The 18,471-nt window shown below is 72.2% G+C and carries 14 protein-coding genes and 1 tRNA gene; 8 read left to right on the forward strand and 7 right to left on the reverse strand.

The annotated features are described in order from the left end of the window. Positions 1-221: 221 nt before the first annotated feature. Positions 222-2,795: an ABC transporter permease gene (locus tag ACZ7H1_RS13955; RefSeq protein ID WP_470786471.1), complete on the reverse strand. Its 2,574-nt coding sequence runs from the start codon at positions 2,793-2,795 to the stop codon at positions 222-224. Then, positions 2,792-3,580 carry an ABC transporter ATP-binding protein gene (locus ACZ7H1_RS13960; RefSeq protein ID WP_470786473.1) on the reverse strand — a complete coding sequence of 263 codons (789 nt, stop codon included), beginning with the start codon at positions 3,578-3,580 and terminating at the stop codon, positions 2,792-2,794. The genes ACZ7H1_RS13955 and ACZ7H1_RS13960 overlap by 4 nt, the downstream gene beginning before the upstream one ends. 431 nt (positions 3,581-4,011) lie before the next feature. On the opposite strand from ACZ7H1_RS13960, the gene ACZ7H1_RS13965 reads away from it, so the two are divergent. Together ACZ7H1_RS13965 and ACZ7H1_RS13970 are read left to right on the forward strand one after the other, a co-directional pair. Then, on the forward strand, positions 4,012-5,607 hold the full coding sequence (locus tag ACZ7H1_RS13965; protein ID WP_470786474.1) for an MFS transporter: 1,596 nt from the start codon (positions 4,012-4,014) through the stop codon (positions 5,605-5,607). Positions 5,608-5,713: 106 nt separating this feature from the next. Then, entirely contained in the window at positions 5,714-6,691 is a 978-nt protein-coding gene (locus ACZ7H1_RS13970; RefSeq protein ID WP_470786476.1) for a hypothetical protein, read from the forward strand. Positions 6,692-6,727: 36 nt separating this feature from the next. On the opposite strand, the gene ACZ7H1_RS13975 is transcribed toward ACZ7H1_RS13970, so the two are convergent. Then, positions 6,728-7,279, reverse strand: coding sequence for a CGNR zinc finger domain-containing protein (locus tag ACZ7H1_RS13975; RefSeq protein ID WP_470786478.1), 552 nt, complete (start codon positions 7,277-7,279; stop codon positions 6,728-6,730). An 82-nt stretch (positions 7,280-7,361) separates the two neighbouring features. On the opposite strand from ACZ7H1_RS13975, the gene ACZ7H1_RS13980 reads away from it, so the two are divergent. Beyond that, positions 7,362-8,231 (forward strand): alpha/beta fold hydrolase, encoded by an 870-nt coding sequence (locus ACZ7H1_RS13980; RefSeq protein ID WP_470786480.1) that lies wholly within the window; start codon positions 7,362-7,364, stop codon positions 8,229-8,231. A gap of 22 nt (positions 8,232-8,253) precedes the next feature. Here ACZ7H1_RS13980 and ACZ7H1_RS13985 read toward each other — a convergent pair whose 3' ends face one another. From ACZ7H1_RS13985 to ACZ7H1_RS13995, 3 genes are all read right to left on the reverse strand, one after another. After that, a complete protein-coding gene (locus ACZ7H1_RS13985) occupies positions 8,254-9,132 on the reverse strand; it encodes a cellulose-binding protein (RefSeq protein WP_470786482.1) in 879 nt (292 codons plus the stop codon). A 200-nt stretch (positions 9,133-9,332) separates the two neighbouring features. Then, positions 9,333-11,630 (reverse strand): SUKH-4 family immunity protein, encoded by a 2,298-nt coding sequence (locus tag ACZ7H1_RS13990; RefSeq protein ID WP_470786483.1) that lies wholly within the window; start codon positions 11,628-11,630, stop codon positions 9,333-9,335. Positions 11,631-11,636: 6 nt separating this feature from the next. Then, complete coding sequence (locus ACZ7H1_RS13995; RefSeq protein WP_470786485.1) at positions 11,637-12,614, reverse strand: SMI1/KNR4 family protein; 978 nt, start codon at positions 12,612-12,614, stop codon at positions 11,637-11,639. A 233-nt stretch (positions 12,615-12,847) separates the two neighbouring features. Here ACZ7H1_RS13995 and ACZ7H1_RS14000 point away from each other — a divergent pair, with 233 nt between their 5' ends. After that, entirely contained in the window at positions 12,848-13,381 is a 534-nt protein-coding gene (locus tag ACZ7H1_RS14000) for a YwqJ-related putative deaminase (protein WP_470786487.1), read from the forward strand. A gap of 8 nt (positions 13,382-13,389) precedes the next feature. Beyond that, entirely contained in the window at positions 13,390-13,911 is a 522-nt protein-coding gene (locus ACZ7H1_RS14005; protein ID WP_470786489.1) for an SUKH-3 domain-containing protein, read from the forward strand. Here ACZ7H1_RS14005 and ACZ7H1_RS14010 read toward each other — a convergent pair. Further along, complete coding sequence (locus ACZ7H1_RS14010) at positions 13,908-15,176, reverse strand: sensor histidine kinase (RefSeq protein WP_470786491.1); 1,269 nt, start codon at positions 15,174-15,176, stop codon at positions 13,908-13,910. The two genes, ACZ7H1_RS14005 and ACZ7H1_RS14010, sit on opposite strands and share 4 nt — an antisense overlap. A gap of 513 nt (positions 15,177-15,689) precedes the next feature. On the opposite strand from ACZ7H1_RS14010, the gene ACZ7H1_RS14015 reads away from it, so the two are divergent. From ACZ7H1_RS14015 to ACZ7H1_RS14025, 3 genes are all read left to right on the forward strand, one after another. Then, a tRNA-Gln gene (locus tag ACZ7H1_RS14015) sits at positions 15,690-15,761 on the forward strand. 109 nt (positions 15,762-15,870) lie between these two features. Further along, complete coding sequence (gene glmU, locus ACZ7H1_RS14020) at positions 15,871-17,319, forward strand: bifunctional UDP-N-acetylglucosamine diphosphorylase/glucosamine-1-phosphate N-acetyltransferase GlmU (protein ID WP_470786493.1); 1,449 nt, start codon at positions 15,871-15,873, stop codon at positions 17,317-17,319. Positions 17,320-17,443: 124 nt separating this feature from the next. Next, positions 17,444-18,421 (forward strand): ribose-phosphate diphosphokinase, encoded by a 978-nt coding sequence (locus tag ACZ7H1_RS14025; RefSeq protein ID WP_470786495.1) that lies wholly within the window; start codon positions 17,444-17,446, stop codon positions 18,419-18,421. The last annotated feature ends 50 nt before the right edge of the window (positions 18,422-18,471 follow it).

Raw genomic sequence — 18,471 nt, forward strand, 5'->3', positions numbered from 1 at the left:
TGTAGATCTCCCTCACTTCGTTCTCCTCCCTGATTGAGATCCCACGCTGGTTTTCTTTCCAAAAGAGGAGGGGGCCCCCCCCCCCCCCCCCCCCCCCCCCCCCCCCCGCCCCCTGCTCTCCCCCGAACCCGGACCGGGACGACCCGGACCGGGACGACCCGGACCGGGACGACCCGGACCGGACCGGACCCGGACCGCAGTCCCCGGTCCGGCCCCGTCGGCTAGTCGGTCGCGATCGCGTTCAGTACGTTCATCCGGCCCGCCCGGAAGGCCGGGACCAGGGCGGCGAACAGACCCACGAAGGCCGAGCCCACGAACACCGTGAGGATGGTCGGCCAGGGGATCTCCAGGACGTTCAGGCCCTCCAGCGCCAGGAGCTTCTGCGCGGTCGCACCCCAGCCCATGCCCAGGCCGAGGCCGAGCAGGGCACCGAAGAGGGCGATGACCACCGACTCCAGGCGGATCATGCGGCGCAGCTGGCGGCGGGAGAGGCCGATGGCGCGCATCAGGCCGATCTCGCGGGTCCGCTCGACCACCGACAGGGCCAGGGTGTTCACCACGCCCAGCACCGCGACGACGATCGCGAGGGCCAGCAGGCCGTAGACCATGTTCAGCAGGCTGCCGACCTGGTCCTTGAGGTCCTGCTTGTAGTCGGCCTGGTCGAGCACCCGGTACTGCGGGTAGGCGGCGAGCGCGTCCTTCAGCTCGGCGTACGCGGCCTCGGCCTTGCCGTCCTGCGCCTTGGCCAGCAGCATGAACGGCCGCGACAGGCGGTCCTCCGGCACGTACTGAGCGGTGGTCGCGGGGCCGACGTACATGACGCCCTTGTCGAGGTTGCCTTCGTCGGAGGCGATCGCGGCGACCTTCAGCGTCGCGGTCTTGCCGCCGGTGAAGGCGACCGTGAGCCGGTCCCCGAGCTTGACCTTGTGCTCGTCGGCGTAGAGGGAGCCGATGCCGATGGTGCCCTTGGCGTACGCGTCCGACAGCTTGCCCGCGACCATCTCCCGGCGGACGTCCTCGACGTACGTCGGGTCGGTGACGCTCAGCTCCTCCTTGACGGTGCTGCCGTCGGGGGCGGTGACCTTGGCGTCGACGCCGCGGTAGGTGGTCACGTGGGCGAGGCCGGCGACCTTCCGGGCGGCCTGCTCGGCCTGCGGCATGACGGGCTGGCCCGTCTGCGACGAGACGATGAAGTCCGCGCCGACCGACCGGTCGAGCTCTTCGGTGGCCGAGGCGACCATCGAGGAGCCGACCACCGACAGGCAGGCGACCAGTGCGAGGCCGATCATCAGCGCGGCGCCGGTGGCGCCCGTACGGCGCGGGTTGCGCAGGGCGTTGCGCTCGGCGAGGCGTCCGACGGAGCCGAAGGGGCGCAGCACCACACCGGAGAGGACCTTGACCACGGCGCCCGCGAGCAGCGGGCCGATCACGATGAATCCGATGAGGGTCAGGACCACGCCGAGGCCGAGCCAGAGGGAGCCGGTGGACGCCTTGTCCGCGGTCCCGGCCAGGTACAGCGCACCGCCGCCGACGCCGGTGAGCACCAGGCCCAGGACGGCGCGTACGGTACCGGCCTTGCGGTCCATCGGGCTGCCGGAGTCGCGCAGCGCGGCCATCGGGGAGACCTTGCCGGCCCGGCGGGCCGGGATGTAGGCGGCGACGACGGTGACGACGACGCCGAGGAACATGCCGATGACCGGGGTGGTCCACAGGATGGTGAGGTCGTCGGTGGAGAGGTTCATGCCCAGGTTGCCCATGAGCTCCATGAGGCCGATGGCCAGGCCGACTCCCGCGCCGACACCGAGGACCGAGCCGACGACGCCGAGGAGCAGTGCCTCGACGAGGACGGAGCGGTTGACCTGCTCGCGGCCGGCGCCGATGGCGCGCATCAGGCCGATCTCGCGGGTCCGCTGGGCGACCAGCATGGAGAAGGTGTTGAAGATGAGGAAGATGCCGACGAGGAAGGCGATGCCGGCGAAGCCGAGCATCACGTACTTCATGACGTCGAGGAAGGAGCCGACGTCCTTGCGGTTGGCGTCCGCGGCTTCCTTGGACGTCTGGAGCTTGTAGGTGCCGCCGAGTTCGGCCGCGAGGTTCTTCTTGAGCTGCTCGTCGCTGACGCCGTTCTCCGCGACGACGTTGACGTTGGTGAAGCTGCCGGGGGCGCCGAGCAGGGCCCGCTGGGCGGTCGCGGTGTCGAAGTAGACGACGGCCGCGCCGGGGTTGGTCACCTTGAAGGAGGCGATGCCGGAGATGCGCGCGCGGATGTCGCCGGTGATGGCGACGGTGCGCAGCTCGTCGCCGAGCTTCAGGTGGTGCTTGTCGGCGGTGTCGGCGTCGACCATGACCTCGGTGGGGCCGCGCGGGGCGTGGCCGGAGGTGATCTCCATCGACTTGAGCTCGTTGCGGGTCCAGTTGCCGGCGATGGTCGGGGCGCCGGTGGTGGAGCCCATGTTCTTGTTCTTCGCGTTGACGACCGTGACGGACATCGACACGACGACGCCCTCGGCGGACTGGACGCCGTCGGCCTTGCCGACCTGCTCGACGAGCGAGCCGGGCAGCGACTCCGGCTTGCCGCGCTGCGGGTTCTCGTCGCCGTCCTCCGCGGCCTTGGGGCTGACGGTGACGTCGGCGGAGGTGACGGCGAAGAGCTTGTCGAAGGTGGTGTTCATCGTGTCCGTGAACACGAGGGTGCCGCAGACGAAGGCCACGGACAGCAGGACGGCGACGGCGGAGAGCGCCATGCGGCCCTTGTGCGCGAGGAAGTTGCGCATCGATGTCTTGAGGACGGTCATGACGTCCGCCCGCGCGCGTCGAAGTCCTTCATCCGGTCGAGCACCTGGTCGGCGGTCGGGTTGAACATCTCGTCGACGATCCGGCCGTCGGCGAGATAGAGCACGCGGTCGGCGTAGGAGGCGGCGACCGGGTCGTGCGTGACCATCACGATGGTCTGGCCCAGCTCGTCGACCGAGCGGCGCAGGAAGCCGAGGACTTCGGCGCCGGCCCGGGAGTCGAGGTTTCCGGTGGGCTCGTCCCCGAAGATGATCTCGGGGCGGGCGGCGAGCGCGCGAGCCACCGCGACGCGCTGCTGCTGGCCGCCGGAAAGCTCGGTGGGGCGGTGCTTGAGGCGTCCCGCCAGGCCGACGGTCTCCACGACCTGGTTCAGCCACTGGGCGTCGGGCTTGCGGCCCGCGATGTCCATCGGCAGCGTGATGTTCTCCAGGGCGTTCAGCGTCGGCAGGAGGTTGAACGCCTGGAAGATGAAGCCGATCCGGTCGCGGCGCAGCTGGGTGAGCTTCTTGTCCTTCAGCCCGGTGATCTCGGTTTCGTCGAGGTGGATCTGACCGCTGGTGACCGTGTCCAGCCCTGCGAGGCAGTGCATCAGGGTGGACTTGCCGGACCCCGACGGGCCCATGATCGCGGTGAACTGGCCGCGGACGATGTCCACGTCCACGTGGTCGAGCGCGACGACCCGGGTCTCGCCGGAGCCGTACGCCTTGACGACCTGGCGCGCTCGCGCCGCGACGGCCGTCCGCCCGCCCGTACCCCCGTGCCGGGGAATGGTCACAGCCGTTGTCACGGTTCTTCTCCTCGTTCGTCTGCGTTCGTCTGCGTTCGTCTGCGTTCGTCTGCGCTCGTCTGCGGTTCTCTGCGAAGCGTCGGTGCTGCGGTGTGTCCGCGGTGCGGCGGTGCTTCGGTGCGTCTGCGCGTTTCCGTCTGCGGAAAGTCTGTGCCGGGGAGGGTGCCGGGCACCCTGGTGCCCGGCGGCGTATCCCTCCGGGGGTTAGCCCCACCCCCGGAGGATCGGCCCCCCGTGTCCCCGTAGGAACCAGTTAAGGACGCCGCGCCGCCCGTCTCGTCCTCCGCCGGGACGAGCCGCCCCTGGGCCCAAATGCGGAGTCCCCCCTAGGGGATGTCCGCCCTTCGGACGAGGGGCCCCGGGGGATACCGCTGTCCGGGCCGCGGTGAGAAGGTGTTCCGGGCAACTACGTGCACAGTGAAAGGATCTCGGTGGCCACAGGGGAGAGCGGTCCGTTCACACGCGGCCGGGGTGCGGATGCCCGTACGGACGGCGGACCCGGTGGCGGTGACCGCCCCGCGGGCGGCGGGCCCGCCGCCCGCGGTCCCGGCCGCCCGGTCGTCGCCGCGCTGATGCTCGGCATGGCGCTGGTGGCCCTCGACGGCACCGTCGTCGCCACCGCCGTCCCCCAGATCGTCGGCGACGTCGGAGGCTTCTCCGTCTTCTCCTGGCTCTTCTCCGGCTACCTGCTCGCCGTCACCGTCACCCTGCCCGTGTACGGGAAGCTCTCCGACACCTTCGGCCGCAAGCCCGTGCTCCTCTTCGGCTCGGCGCTCTTCCTCGTCGGCTCCCTGCTGTGCGCCGCGGCCTGGAGCATGGCCGCCCTGATCGCCTTCCGGATCGTCCAGGGGCTGGGCGGCGGCGCCCTCCAGGGCACCGTGCAGACCCTGGCCGCCGACCTGTACCCGCTCAGGGAACGCCCCCGGATACAGGCGCGGATGTCGACCGTGTGGGCCGTGTCCTCGATCGCGGGCCCGGCGCTGGGCGGACTGCTCGCCACGTACGCCGACTGGCGCTGGATCTTCCTGGTGAACCTGCCGGTCGGGGCGCTCGCCATGTGGCTGACGGCCCGCCACCTGCGCGAGCCGGTCCGCGAGCGCGGGCCGCGCGGGCCCGTCGACTGGCAGGGCGCGCTGAGCGTGTTCGCGTGCGGCGGGCTGCTGCTGTTCGCGCTGGTGCAGGGCGGAGTGGCGTGGCCCTGGCTGTCCCTGCCGTCCCTGGGCCTCTTCGGTGCCACCGCCCTCCTCGCGGCGCTCGTGGTGTACGTCGAGCGGCGCGCCGCAGAACCGATCCTGCCGGGCTGGGTGTGGCGCCGGCGCACCATCGCCGCCGTGAACCTGGCCCTGGGAGCGCTCGGGCTGCTGATGGTCGCCCCGATGGTCTTCCTGCCGACGTACGCGCAGTCGGCGCTCGGCCTCGAACCGGTGGCCGCCGGGTTCGTGATGGGCGCCATGACCCTGAGCTGGCCGATCTCGGCGGCCCTGAGCCAGCACGTCTACCGGCGCATCGGATTCCGCAACACCGCGATCCTCGGCGTCTCCCTGGCCCTGCTGTGCCTGGCGTCCTTCCCGCTGCTCCCGCACCCCGCGCAGCCGTGGCAGCCCACCCTGCTGATGCTGGCGCTCGGCGCGGCCCTCGGGCTCTGCCAGTTGCCGCTGATCGTCGGGGTGCAGTCGACCGTGGGCTGGGCCGAGCGGGGCACCACCACCGCGTCCGTGCTGTTCTGCCGACAGGTCGGCCAGAGCGTGGGGGCGGCCGTGTTCGGCGCCGTGGCCAACGCCACCATCGCCGCGCGGCTGGCCGACGCGCCGGTGCCGGGCCTGCCCGGCCACCTCGACGGGGTCGCCCGGGCCCTGGAGCACCCGGAGTCCCTGAGCGCCAAGGCCGCCGACTACCTGCGCGCCGCGGTCACGGAGGCGGTGGACCACGTCTACCTCGGCGCCGCGGCCGCCGCCCTCGCCGCCCTGCTGGTGCTGCTGTTCCTGGCACCGCGCCGCTTCCCCGTGCTGCCGGAGCACCGCGGGTAACGGCGCGCCGTCGCCGGGGCCGTGGCCCGCGGGGCGGGGGACCCGGCCTTGTCATGTCCCCTGACTGCGCGATACCACTGGCACAGGGGACGACGGGGGGACGGACATGCCTGCACTGATTGCGCTCGGATCTCTGCTGCTGACGGCTGCGGTGGGGTACGCGTGGCTGCGCCGCGACCCGTCGGCCATCACCGGCCGCGACGGGCGGCTGTCCACCTCCAAGGCCCTGGCGCTGGTCTGGACGGCGGTCCTCGTCTGGATGCTGCTGTACCTGCTGGTGTACGGGCTGACCGCGGGCGGCGGCATCGGCTGGTTCCGCGGGAAGGACGGCCCGCTGTCCACCCTGACGACGATCTACCTCCCGCTGCTCGGCGGCCCGTACGTCGCCCTCATCGGGGCCAAGGGGGTCGTCGGCGCCCGCCTGCGCAGCGGCACCCTCGTCAAGCCCGGCAAGCCCGGGGCGCCGGCGGCAGCAGTCGGGCCGGGCGGTACGGGCACTGCGGGCGGGCACGGGGCCGCGCGGCACCGGCTGCCGGTCGGCGAGCTCATCGCGAACGACGGCGGCCGCACGGACCTCGTCGACCTCCAGTACGTCGCCTTCAGCGTGGTGACGATGGCGTACGTCGTGCTGTTCTTCCTCCGCGACCCGGGAGCGGGCCTGCCGCGCCTGCCGGAGGAGATCTGGGCCCTGACCGGCGCCCCGGCCGCCGCGTACCTGCTGAACAAGGCCGCCACGCCACCGCATCCGGTGATCACGCGGGTCGGCCGCGAGCACGGCAAGGCGGTCATCGAGGGCGGCGGCTTCGAGCCCGACCCCGCGTACGGCCCGGTGACCGTCTTCGTCGACGGCAGGCAGCAGCCGCACACCCTCGACCACGGCGTGCTGGCCGTGGACCGGCCCGACACCGACCGGGCGCCGTTCACGGTCGTCGTCGCGACGGCGAAGGGCCTGCGCAGCGACCCGTACACCTACCGGGCCGCCCCCGCCGCCCCCGCCGCCCCGGCCGTACCCGCCCAGCCAGCCGCCGCGGACCAGGGCCCGGCGGACCAGGGCGTCACGGACGTGAACGGCACGCCCCACTGAGCCCCTGACGATCCCCGTTCGTCCTTGTGGCGGGCCCTACTGGTCTTTGTGGCGGGCGTAGTAGCGGGCCACGCGGGCCCGGTTCCCGCACACCGAGGCCACGCACCAGCGGCGCCTGGGATGCGCCGGGAGGAAGAGCAGCACGCAGTCGTGGCCCTCGCAAGCGCGGACCTGCCCCAGCCGCGGATCGAGCAGCAGGTCGGCGACCGACTCCGCCAGCGCCGCGGCCAGCCGCCGGTCCTGCGACCCCTCGCGCACCTCCGCCGCCTGCGGCCCTTCGGCGCTCCACCGCAGCTCCCGCCGGGCCGGCGCGCCCGCCAGCGCTCCGTTCAGCACCGACAGGGCCGCCGCGGGCGGCTCCCCGCCCTGCCGGGCCGCCCCGATCGCCGCCGCGGCGGCCTCCCGTACGGCATGGACGGCGGCCACCTCGGCCGCACCCACCGCCGCCGGCGCCGGCAGGCGACCGGCCTGCCCCGCCAGCCAGGCCGCCAGGCCCTGCGGGGTCGCGATCAGATCCACACCCTGCGGGCGGGTGTTGACGAGATCCAGGGCGAGGGGCTCGCCGAGCAGCGGGAAGGACGTCTCCATGCGACTAATGCTACATCGAGCACTTGACTCATTAGGAGATCATCCTGGAGGCTAATGCCTAACAGCAACCAGGAGGCATGTGATGTTCGTTCCCCGCGTCACCCACCGTCACGTCGACGTCCCCGTCGACGGCGACATCGTCCGCGTCTTCTACCGCGAGACCGGCCCCACCGACGCCCCCGTCCTGCTCCTGCTGCACGGCTTCCCCTCCGCCTCCCACCAGTTCCGCCGGCTCATGGACGCCCTCGGCGGCGAGTTCCGGCTCATCGCCCCCGACTACCCCGGCTTCGGCCACACCCAGGCCCCCCGGGGGTTCACCTACAGCTTCGACCGCCTCGCCGACGTCACCGAAGGGTTCACCGAAGCCCTTGGCCTCACCCGCTACGCGCTGTACGTCTTCGACTTCGGCGGACCCGTCGGCTTCCGCCTCGCCGAACGGCGCCCCGAGCGGATCGCCGGCCTCATCGTGCAGAACGCCAACGCCTACGACGACGGACTCTCCGACGCCGCGCGGGAGTTCATCGCCCTGCGCCGCGAGGTCCCCGGCCACGTCGACACCATCCTCGGGCTGCTCACCCCCGACGGCACCCGCTTCCAGTACGAGACCGGGACCACCGACACCGCGCTCGTGTCCCCCGACAGCCTCGTCCTCGACCAGCACTTCCTCGACCTGCCCGGCCGCAAGGACGCCCAGGTCGACCTCGCCCTCGACTACCGCTCCAACGTCGACCGCTACCCCGCCTGGCAGGCCTGGCTGCGCACGCACAGGCCGCCGGCTCTGATCCTGTGGGGCGAGGGCGACCCCTTCTTCACCCCGCCCGGCGCCCACGCCTACCTGCGCGACCTCCCCGACGCGGACCTGCACCTCTTCCCCACGGGCCACTTCGCCCTGGAGGAACACCTCCCCGACATGGCACCCCTCGTCGCCGGCTTCCTCCACAAGACCCGGTGACGGACGGCGCGAGACGGGGCGCTCAGCCCTCCGCCGGCGCCGCACGCCCCGTCAGAGCCGCCAGGCTCGACCGCACATGACTCATGTGCGCCCGCATCTCCTCCTGCGCCTCCGCGTGCTCCCTCAGCACCCGCTCCGTCTCCCGGGCGATCCTCTCCTCCCGCACCCGCGCCTGCGCGATCAGCTCCGCACCCCGCGCCTCCGCGTCCTCCTGGCCGTGCCGCGCCGACTCCTCGGCCGCCCCGTACTCCCGCTTCGCCTCCGTCAGCAGCCCCTGCGCGTACACCTCCAGCTCGGCATGGTGCGCATCCTGCTCGGCCGCCCGCGCCGCGTACTCCCGCTCCGCCGCCTCCCAGCGCTCCGCGTGCTCGCGCTCCTGCTCCGCCAGCAGCGCGTCCGAACGCCGCCGCGTCTCCTTCAGCGCCCCCAGCGCCTCCGACCGCCAGTCCCCCGCATCCTGCCGGGCCGCCGTACGCGTGTCGTCGGCCTCCCGCTGCGCCCGCAGCAGCGCCTGCCGCGCCCGCACCTCGGTCTGCTCCCGCACCGCCTCCGCGTCCGCCCGCGCCAGGTCCGCCACCCGCTCCGCGTGCGCCTCCGCCGCCGACAGGGTCGCCGCCGCGTCCCCGCGCGCCGCGAACCCCAACTCCTCGGCCTCCTCCGACGCCAGCGCCAGGATCCGCCGCGCCCGCTCGCTGAGCAGGTCGTACGACTGCGGCGCGAGCTGCGCCACGACCGACCGCAGGCGCTCCGCGTCCGCCTCCATCCGCTTCGCCAGGACCGTCAGCCGCGCCGCCCGCTCCCAGGCCTCGTCCCGGCTCGCCGACAGGGCGGCGATCCGGCGGTCCACCTGCCCGGTCCGGTAACCACGACCGCGAACCGTCGCGAAACCCTGAGGTGACACGGCTGCACTCATTCTGGGGAGCCCCTTTCGCAGACAACGCAGATAACGCAGACAATGCGGACAACGCGACCCGACGCGAACCACAGCTTCCGCTCAAGGATGCGCCATTTGCTGTCAGAAGCCGGAATCCGGACACGCGAAACGGCCGGTGCAGGGACCTTTTCGGTCCCCGCACCGGCCGCTTCACTCACCCGGTCGGCCTACAGCAGGCCGTCCCACATCTGCTCCAGCAGCACCGACCACCAGTTCTCCGGCGACGCCAGCGCCGCCGGGTCGAACCCGGCCAGATTCGCCTGGAAATCGACCGTCCACCGGCCCGCCTGCTCCGGCGTCAGATGCATCCGAAGCCGCCACATGTGACCCAGCATCGCCAGCGACCGCGCGAACTGCGGCAGGCTCGAGTTCACGAACTGCGGCGGCACCGGCGCACCGCCGGGACCCCCCTCGACCGGCACCGCCACGATGTGCGCCGTGCCGTACTGCACGCACAGCGCCTTGCCGAAGTCACTGCCGACGACCAGGTACGACGCCGCGTCCGAGGCCGCCTGCACCCCGCGCTGCGCCGCCAGCTCCGCCAGCGTAGGCACCGGCTGCCCCGGAACCGCCTGCGCCCAGAAGAACGGACCGAAGTCCACGGGCAGACCCGCCACCACGAGGGTGTGCGCCACGACCTCCGGCACACCCTGCCGGGACACCGCCCGGTGGTCGTAGCGGAACACGCCCTGCGGACCGAAGGCGCCCGCGAGCTCCTGCCCGATGGCCTCCATCGGCACGGCCGGCTGCAGCGGCACCTGCGGCAGCGGAGCCCGCACCGGAGCCGGACGCGCCGGACCGTCCGCGACCTGGTGCAGCTCACCCTGGTGGGTGAGCAGATGCCGCATGCCCTGCTGACGGCCCGCGTGGTCCGTGCCGTACGGCGCGACGCTCGTGATCCGCACCTGCGGCCAGGTCTCCCGGATCATCCGGGCGCAGTACCCGCCGGGCAGCTCGCACGACTCCAGCTCGGTGTGCAGCTCCAACACCTGCTGCGGCGGCACGTTCATGGCGCGCAGCTCGTGCAGGATCTGCCACTCCGGGTGCGGGGTGCCGGGCGCCGAGCGTCGGATGAGCTGCTGCTCGGAGCCGTCGGGCGCGCGGTAGCGGAGCACGGCCTGGTAGCCGGGCCCGACCGTGGGCGCGCCGGACGCCTGCGGCGCCTGCGGCTGCGGAGGTGCTCCGGGCGGACCGGGCGGCGCCGGTACCGCACCGGGCCCCGGACCGCCGGTCACGGGAGGCCCGGCCAGCATGGTCGCAGCGTGGTGCACGTCCCCGCCGGGGGCACCGGGCGGACCCGGAGGCGTCGGCACGGGGGGACCCGCCAGCACGGTCGCGGCATGGTGCGCGTCCCCGCCCGGCGCCCCGGGCGGACCGGGAGGCGCAGGCGGACGGCCGCCCGGTCCACCGGTCACCGGCGGACCCGCCAGCATCGTGGCCGCGTGGTGCACCTCGTCGGAACCCGGAGCACCGGGCGGACCGGGAGGCGCGGGCGGACCCGGAGGACCCGGAGGAGCGGGCGGCGGCGGAACGGCACCCGCACCCGGAGCACCCGGCGGACCGGGAGGAGCAGGCGGACCCGGAGGAGCGGGCGGCGCGGGCGGACCGGGAGGCCGGCCCGGACCACCCGTCACCGGCGGACCCGCCAGCATCGTGGCCGCGTGGTGCACCTCGTCACCGCCGGCGCCCGCACCCGGACCCACCGGCGCCCGGCTCGTCTCCTCGTCCGCGATGTCCACGGGCCGCAGCCCGCCCGCCAGCGCAGGATTCACGACCGTCCGCGGCAGCTGGCTGCCGCCCGCCATCAGCGTCGTCTTCGCCTCCGGGGCCACCCCCGAAGCCGGTCCCTCCTCCACGTCCACACCCGACAGCGGCGGCGCGAACACCGTCGCCGGCAGCGGCACCGACCCCTCGTCGGCCCCCGCCCCGGTGTTGGTGTCCGTACCGGCCCACGGGGTCTGTCCCGCGGGCACCCCGTCCGACGCCGTCGGCTCGTACTCCGCCGCAGCATCCGCAACGGGAACGGGCGCAGGCACGGACTCGGAAGCCGACGCGGGTTCGGAAGCCGACGCGGCCGGCCCGCCGCCCGGAACACCCGCCCGGTCCGCCGCCTCCTGCAACCACTCCGGCGGACTCAGCATGAACGACGTCTGCTCGGAATCGATCCGCTGCGGCGGCACGGACGAATCCCCGCCCGCCACCGGCTCGGCCCCGTACTCCTCCTCGTACCGGCGGATCACCTCACCCACCGGCAACCCCGGCCACAGCGTGACCTCACCACTGTCCCGCGCGATCACCAGCCGCTGCCGGCCGCCACCCGACACCGGACCCGCCGGACGGTCCTCCGCCCACACCACGAAACCGAGCCCGAACTCCCGCACCCGCACCTCACGGTGCTGGTACGCGGGCACGTCCCCGTTGATCCACTCCTCGGCGCGCTCCTGAGCCTGCGCGAACGTCACCATCGGGAACTACCCCTCCACCGGGACGACGTGCGCGAAGCCGCCGTCCACCATCAGCCCGGCCACCGTCTCCAGCTCCGGCGGACTGCCCGCCAGCCGCTCCAGGAAGCCGTCGAAATCCGCACCACACGGCAACAGCAGCCGCTCCACGCGCTCCTGCACCGTCCAGCCGTCCTGATCCCGCGCATCGTCGTACGGGCAGAACCACACCGAACCGACGTTCTCCCCGCGCACCTTCACCGCGAGCAGACCGCCCTGCACGAAAGCCACGGACAGGTAGTCCTTCGTCAGGTGATCCCGCAGACACTTGTTGACGTACACCAGATCGTTCACCGCAGCCTGGTCGCGGACCGTGAAGAACGGCTGGTCCACCAGCAGCCCCAGCTCCGCGTCCAGCGCCACACCCACCGGCGCGCAGCCGCCCGCCACCTTCAGGAAGGACCGGTACGCCTCCGGCAGCCGGTAGCCGAGATCCTCCTCGACACCCTGCACCTGCTGCTCCGACACCGAGACCACGCTCTTCGGCAACCCGAAATGCGCCGGACGACGCTCCTGCAAAGGCCGCGTACCCCGCTTGCCGTGATCCACCGGCGTCGTCACCAGCCCGGCATGATGCCGCAGCAGCGCCTTCACCTCGACCGGCACCAGCTCCAGCCGCCGCGACCCGGCCGCATGGTGCCACGTCCACCCGTGCGGCGTCCCCACCACCGGAACCGTGTCCCACAGCTCGTGCCCCGCGGCGTGCATCGCCGCATTCGCGGACACGTAGTCCGTCAGCCGCAGCTCGTCGACCCCGAACCCCTCCGGAGGCTCGGCGATCTCCACCGCGGCACGTACATACGGAGAGAAGTCGGGATGGCCGTTCCCGTCGATCCGCACACCCCGCGGATGCCGGGCAGCGCGAACCGGATCGGGAAACTGCACGACCTGACCGGAGTACGCGGCGTTGGGTGGCACGGCCTGCTGCCCGAGCCGACCTGTCGTCATGGCGGTAGCCCCCTGCTGGATCTGGCTGGTTCCGCACAGCCTAAGCGGTACGGCAAGAGCACCGGCCTCCCCGTGCACCACCCCCTCCCCCGCGGCCGGGAACATCCGAATTGATACGAATATTCGACCCCGCTTCCGCACCCCCGGACACATTTGGCAGGCTGTCCCAACAGCACGGGGGCGTGCGCGACGGCGGGAACACCGCGGGGGCCACGGGAGGGGAAAGCACCACCATGCACAACACGGCAACACGCAACACCCACGAAGCCGACACCACGGGCGACCCACGCCTGCGCTGGAGCGCCACCGACGGCACCGGCGCACCCGTACTCCGCTTCCGCCGGGACGGCATCCTCCCCACCGTCGCCGCCGCCCTCTCCGTCCGCGGCGAAACCCTCACCAGCACCGCGGGCAAGGGCGACCACCCACCCACCCTGCACCCGCTCGTCCAGGACTTCCTCGACACCCTCACCACCGGACAGCGCGAACGCTTCACCGGCCGATGTCCCGAAGCGATCCTGCTCTCCCGCCACCTCACCATCGCCGAAGCCGGCCGCAGCAAACGCGCCTCCCGCAAGCCCCTCACCCACGGCGAGGCCCGCCGCTCCCTGCGCCACGCCAAACTCACCGCACGCCGCATCCGCGAAGACGGCGACCCCCAGCACGGCACCTACGCACCCCCCTGCCGATCCTGCGACGCCCTCCTCGCCCACTTCGGGGTCCGCCCCGTCGACCTCACCGCACCCGACGACAACACGAAGGGCTGACCCGCCCGATGGCCGCCTCCGCCTCCGCCTCGTACGACCGCTCCTCGGCGACCCGCTTCCCCGTCTCCGTGGACACCGCCCTGCGCACCGCCGGCTGGCAACCCGGCCGCTGGGACATCAAGCAGGCCGAGTACTGGGCCGACGCCCTCCGCGACCACACCACCCCCGCCGGACACCGCCACACCGTCTTCCCCGCCGCCGTCGAAGCCTGGGCCGAATTCGGCGGACTCACCGTCCACCCCGCCGGACCCGGACGCCAGACCGCCCCCACCCCCCTCCGGCTCGACCCCCTCACCGGCCTCCACCTCGCCCGCACCTTCGCCGACCTCGGGCGCGCCCTCGACACCGCCGTCTGCCCCCTCGGCATCGAAGCCGACGGCCACGCCCACCTCGCCATCGACGCCACCGGCCGCGTCTACTCCATCGACCACACCGGCGACTGGTACCTCGGCGCAGGCATCGACGAAGCCCTCACCACCCTCCTCACCGGCCTCCAGCCGACCCGCCTCACCACCGCACCCCCCGTCTAGGCCTCCGCCCCGGCACGGTCAGGCAACACCGCCGACACCCGGAACCCCCCGGCATCCGTCGGCCCCGACACGAACACCCCGCCCAGACCCAGCACCCGCTCCCGCATCCCCACCAGGCCGTTCCCCCCGCTCGGCAGCCCCGCACCCGCCGCCTGCCCGTCCGACGGCCCGTTCTCCACCTGCATCGCCACCTCCCCCTCGCGATGCCCCAGCCGCACCACGACCTCCGCCCCCGGCGCATGCTTGTGGCAATTCGTCAGCGCCTCCTGCACCACCCGGAACGCCGTCTGCTCCACCTCCGGCGGATACGCCCGCGACTCCCCCTGAACCACCAGCTCCACCACCATCCCCGCCGCCCGCGACTGACCCACCAACGCCTCGATCTCCGCCAGCGCCGGCCCGTCCTCCGCCACACCACCACCCACCAGCGCCACCACCTGCGGCACCGGCTGCTTCACCTCACTCGCCCGCAACACCCCGAGCATCTCCCGCAACTCGGTCAGCGCCTGCCGGCCCATGTCCCCCACCAACGCCGCATTGCGCACCGCCTTCGCCGGATCCCGCGCCGCCACCGCCTCCAGCGCCGCCGCATGCACCACCATCAGACTCACCCGGTGCGCCACCACGTCGTGCATCTCCCGCGCGATCCGCGTCCGCTCCTCCTGCCGCGCCCACTCGGCCCGCTCCTCCGCCCGGTCCGCCAGCAGCGACAACTCCCGCTCCAGCGAATCCGCCCGCTCCTGAAGGCTCTCCATCAGACGCCGCCGCGCCCCGATGTACAGCCCCAGCAGCACCGGCGGCGCGGTCAGCGCCACGGCCATGAACACGCTCAGGACCACCACGTACGCGCGGTCCGCCTCCACGTCCCCCTGCGTGCGCACGTACGTCACCACGAACGTCCCCACCAGCGACATCGACGTCAGCACCGCGGTGATCCGCCGCGGCACCTCCGACGCCGCCAGCGTGTACAGCGCCACCACCGACAGCAGGAACCCCATCGCCGCCGGCGTCACCGCGATCCCGAGCAGCACCACCGCCACCGGCCACCGGCGCCGCAGCACCAGCGACGCCCCCACCAGCAGCCCGAACACCACCCCCAGGGCCACCGGCAGCCGCGCCTCCCCCGCGAACGCCACCCCTTCGAACGCACACTCGATCGCGGACACCGCGCCGAGCGACACATCGAGCACGGCACTCCGCCGCCGCTCCCACCACAGAGGCCCGTCCCGCATGACCCCGCCCTGCCGATCCCCCGTACTGGTCATACCGCCACCCTACGGGCGCCCCCCAGCCCGAACGCGACCGGAATTCATGCAAACCAGCGGTATCCGCACGTCCGACCGAACCGTCCACCGAACAAGACCTGAATCCCGCATTCCGGACGACCCCCACCTCGTGAGCAAGTACGCCGACTCCGAAGCCCTCCGCACCCAGGCCGTCACCCTGCCCGGGCGTCGCCCCCCTACTGGGCGGAGGGAAGCAAGGGCAAGCCCTGCCGGCGGGACGAGGGCGTCGCGTTCATCAACAGCGACCCGGGAGTCACCCAGGTCCACCCGGCACGGCTCGACCTGCTCGACGTCGATGCCGAGCGCATCCAGTTCCGGGCATCCATTCACGAATCCGCCGACGTCGCCGGCGCCGACTACCGCGGCTGCCCGATCGTCCGCGTTTCGGCGAGCTGCGAGTTGTACCGTCGCATCGAAGGGGCCTGGTGCGGCATAGTAGGTGCCGTCGACTCGATCAACAGAGGCGAATGCCCGATTCAGTCGGTTTTGCTATCCCCTGTGGTGTAATCGGCAGCACTGAGGTTTTTGGTACCTTAAGTCCGGGTTCAAGTCCTGGCAGGGGAGCACGTACGACGCGGGTCCCGACCTCCACGGTCGGGACCCGCGCTCGTTAACGGCGCTAAAGGCCCCGGTATCCTGCACGGGTCCACCCCCGAAGCCGAAGGGCACACCCGTGAGCGCCAACCGCCCGGCAGCCGTCGTCGTACTCGCAGCGGGTGAGGGCACCCGCATGAAGTCGGCCACTCCCAAGGTCCTGCACGAGATCTGCGGGCGGTCGCTCGTCGGACACGTCGTAGCCGCCTCCCGCGAGCTGGACCCGCAGCACCTCGTCGTCGTCGTGGGGCACGCCCGCGAGCAGGTGCAGGCGCACCTCGCCGAGGTCGACGCCGAGGTCCGTACCGCCGTCCAGTACGAGCAGAACGGCACCGGGCACGCCGTCCGCATGGCCCTCGAGGAGCTCGGCGGCACCGTCGAGGGGACCGTCGTGGTGGTCTGCGGCGACACTCCGCTGCTGACCGGCGAGACCCTGCGGCAGCTGGTCGCGACGCACGACGCCGACGGCAATGCCGTCACCGTGCTCACCGCCGAGGTTCCGGACTCCACCGGGTACGGCCGCATCGTGCGGGACCAGGCGAGCGGCGCCGTGACGGCGATCGTGGAGCACAAGGACGCCACCGACGCGCAGCGGGCGATCCGTGAGATCAACTCCGGGGTGTTCGCGTTCGACGGTGCGCTGCTGGCCGATGCGCTGGGCAAGGTCCGTACGGACAACAGCCAGGGCGAGGAGTACCTGACCGACGTGCTGGGGATCCTGCGGGAGGCCGGGCACCGGGTGGGCGCTTCGGTGGGCGGGGACCACCGGGAGATCCTGGGGATCAACAACCGGGTGCAGCTGGCGGAGGCCCGTGCGCTGCTGAATGCGCGGCTGCTGGAGCGGGCGATGCTCGCGGGCGTGACGGTGGTGGATCCGGCGTCGACGTTCGTGGACGTGACGGTGACGTTCGGGCAGGACGCGCTGGTGCACCCGGGTACGCAGCTGCTGGGTGCGACCCATGTCGCGGAGCGGGCCGAGGTCGGTCCGAACACGCGGCTGAAGGACACGCGCGTGGGTGCGGGTGCGCGGGTGGACAACACGGTGGCGGACCGGGCGGTGATCGGTGCGGCGGCGAACGTGGGGCCGTTCGCGTATCTGCGGCCGGGTACGGACCTGGGTGCGAAGTCGAAGGCCGGTGCGTACGTCGAGATGAAGAACGCGACGGTGGGTGAGGGCTCGAAGGTGCCGCACCTGTCGTACGTGGGCGACGCGACGATCGGCGAGTACACCAACATCGGTGCGGCGAGCGTGTTCGTGAACTACGACGGCGAGCACAAGCACCACACGACGGTCGGCTCGCACTGCCGTACAGGGTCGGACAACATGTTTGTGGCGCCTGTCACCATCGGGGACGGGGCGTACACGGCGGCCGGCTCGGTGATCACGAAGGACGTGCCGGCGGGTGCACTGGCCGTGGCCCGTGGCCAGCAGCGGAATATCGAGGGCTGGGTGGCCCGCAAGCGTCCGGGAAGTGCTGCCGCGCAGGCGGCTCAGTCGGCGGCTGCGCCTGCTGCCGACGAGGGCTGACCGGAAACGGGTACGCCGTCGACGGCGTACCGTGATAGGTGCACGCAATTCGGCTGGCTCACCGTGCTCGGGACGGACGCGCACGGGGGCGAGCAGCTTTCAACACGTCTGAGGAGACAGTGCTGTGACCGGGATCAAGACGACCGGCGAGAAGAAGCTGATGCTCTTCTCCGGCCGCGCCCACCCCGAGCTGGCCGAGGAGGTCGCGCACCAGCTGGGTGTCGGTCTCGTGCCGACCAAGGCTTTCGACTTCGCCAACGGTGAGATCTACGTCCGCTTCCAGGAGTCGGCGCGTGGCGCGGACTGCTTCCTGATGCAGAGCCACACGGCTCCCATCAACAAGTGGATCATGGAGCAGCTCATCATGATCGACGCGCTGAAGCGCGCGTCGGCCCGCTCCATCACGGTGATCATCCCGTCGTACGGGTACGCGCGTCAGGACAAGAAGCACAAGGGCCGCGAGCCGATCTCGGCGCGTCTGGTGGCGGACCTGCTGAAGACGGCGGGTGCGGACCGGATCCTGACGGTGGACCTGCACACGGACCAGATCCAGGGCTTCTTCGACGGTCCGGTGGACCACCTGTCGGCACTGAACGTGCTGGCGGACTACGTGGGCGCCAAGGTGGACCGTACGAAGCTGACGGTGGTGTCTCCGGACGCCGGCCGTGTGCGGGTGGCGGACCGCTGGTGTGACCGTCTGGACGCGCCGCTGGCGATCGTGCACAAGCGCCGTGACAAGGACGTCGCCAACCAGGTGACGGTCCACGAGGTCGTCGGTGAGGTCCGGGGCCGGGTGTGCGTCCTGGTCGACGACATGATCGACACGGGTGGCACGATCTGCGCCGCCGCCGAGGCGCTGTTCGCGCACGGTGCCGAGGACGTGATCGTGACGGCGACGCACGGCATCCTGTCGGGGCCGGCTGCGGACCGTCTGAAGAATTCGAAGGTGAGCGAGTTCGTGTTCACGAACACGCTGCCGGATCCGTCGGACCTGGAGCTGGACAAGATCACGGTGCTGTCGATCGCGCCGATGATCGCTCGTGCGGTGCGCGAGGTGTTCGAGGACGGTTCGGTGACCTCGCTGTTCGAGGAGCAGCAGTAGTCGTAGCGGCTGCTGTGTAGATCGTTTTGGGCTGTGGCCTCCCGGCCGGG

The organism is Streptomyces sp. NPDC037401, from assembly GCF_055602345.1.

Excerpts from the sequence above, each read along its gene's own strand:
- ACZ7H1_RS13980 (WP_470786480.1), top strand. The coding sequence starts at position 7,362 with ATGTTCGTTCCCCGCGTCACCCACCGTCACGTCGACGTCCCCGTCGAC.
- ACZ7H1_RS14000 (WP_470786487.1), top strand. The coding sequence starts at position 12,848 with ATGCACAACACGGCAACACGCAACACCCACGAAGCCGACACCACGGGC.
- ACZ7H1_RS13970 (WP_470786476.1), top strand. The coding sequence starts at position 5,714 with ATGCCTGCACTGATTGCGCTCGGATCTCTGCTGCTGACGGCTGCGGTG.
- ACZ7H1_RS13995 (WP_470786485.1), bottom strand. The coding sequence starts at position 12,614 with ATGACGACAGGTCGGCTCGGGCAGCAGGCCGTGCCACCCAACGCCGCG.
- ACZ7H1_RS13955 (WP_470786471.1), bottom strand. The coding sequence starts at position 2,795 with ATGACCGTCCTCAAGACATCGATGCGCAACTTCCTCGCGCACAAGGGC.
- ACZ7H1_RS13990 (WP_470786483.1), bottom strand. The coding sequence starts at position 11,630 with ATGGTGACGTTCGCGCAGGCTCAGGAGCGCGCCGAGGAGTGGATCAAC.
- ACZ7H1_RS14010 (WP_470786491.1), bottom strand. The coding sequence starts at position 15,176 with ATGACCAGTACGGGGGATCGGCAGGGCGGGGTCATGCGGGACGGGCCT.
- ACZ7H1_RS13975 (WP_470786478.1), bottom strand. The coding sequence starts at position 7,279 with ATGGAGACGTCCTTCCCGCTGCTCGGCGAGCCCCTCGCCCTGGATCTC.
- ACZ7H1_RS14005 (WP_470786489.1), top strand. The coding sequence starts at position 13,390 with ATGGCCGCCTCCGCCTCCGCCTCGTACGACCGCTCCTCGGCGACCCGC.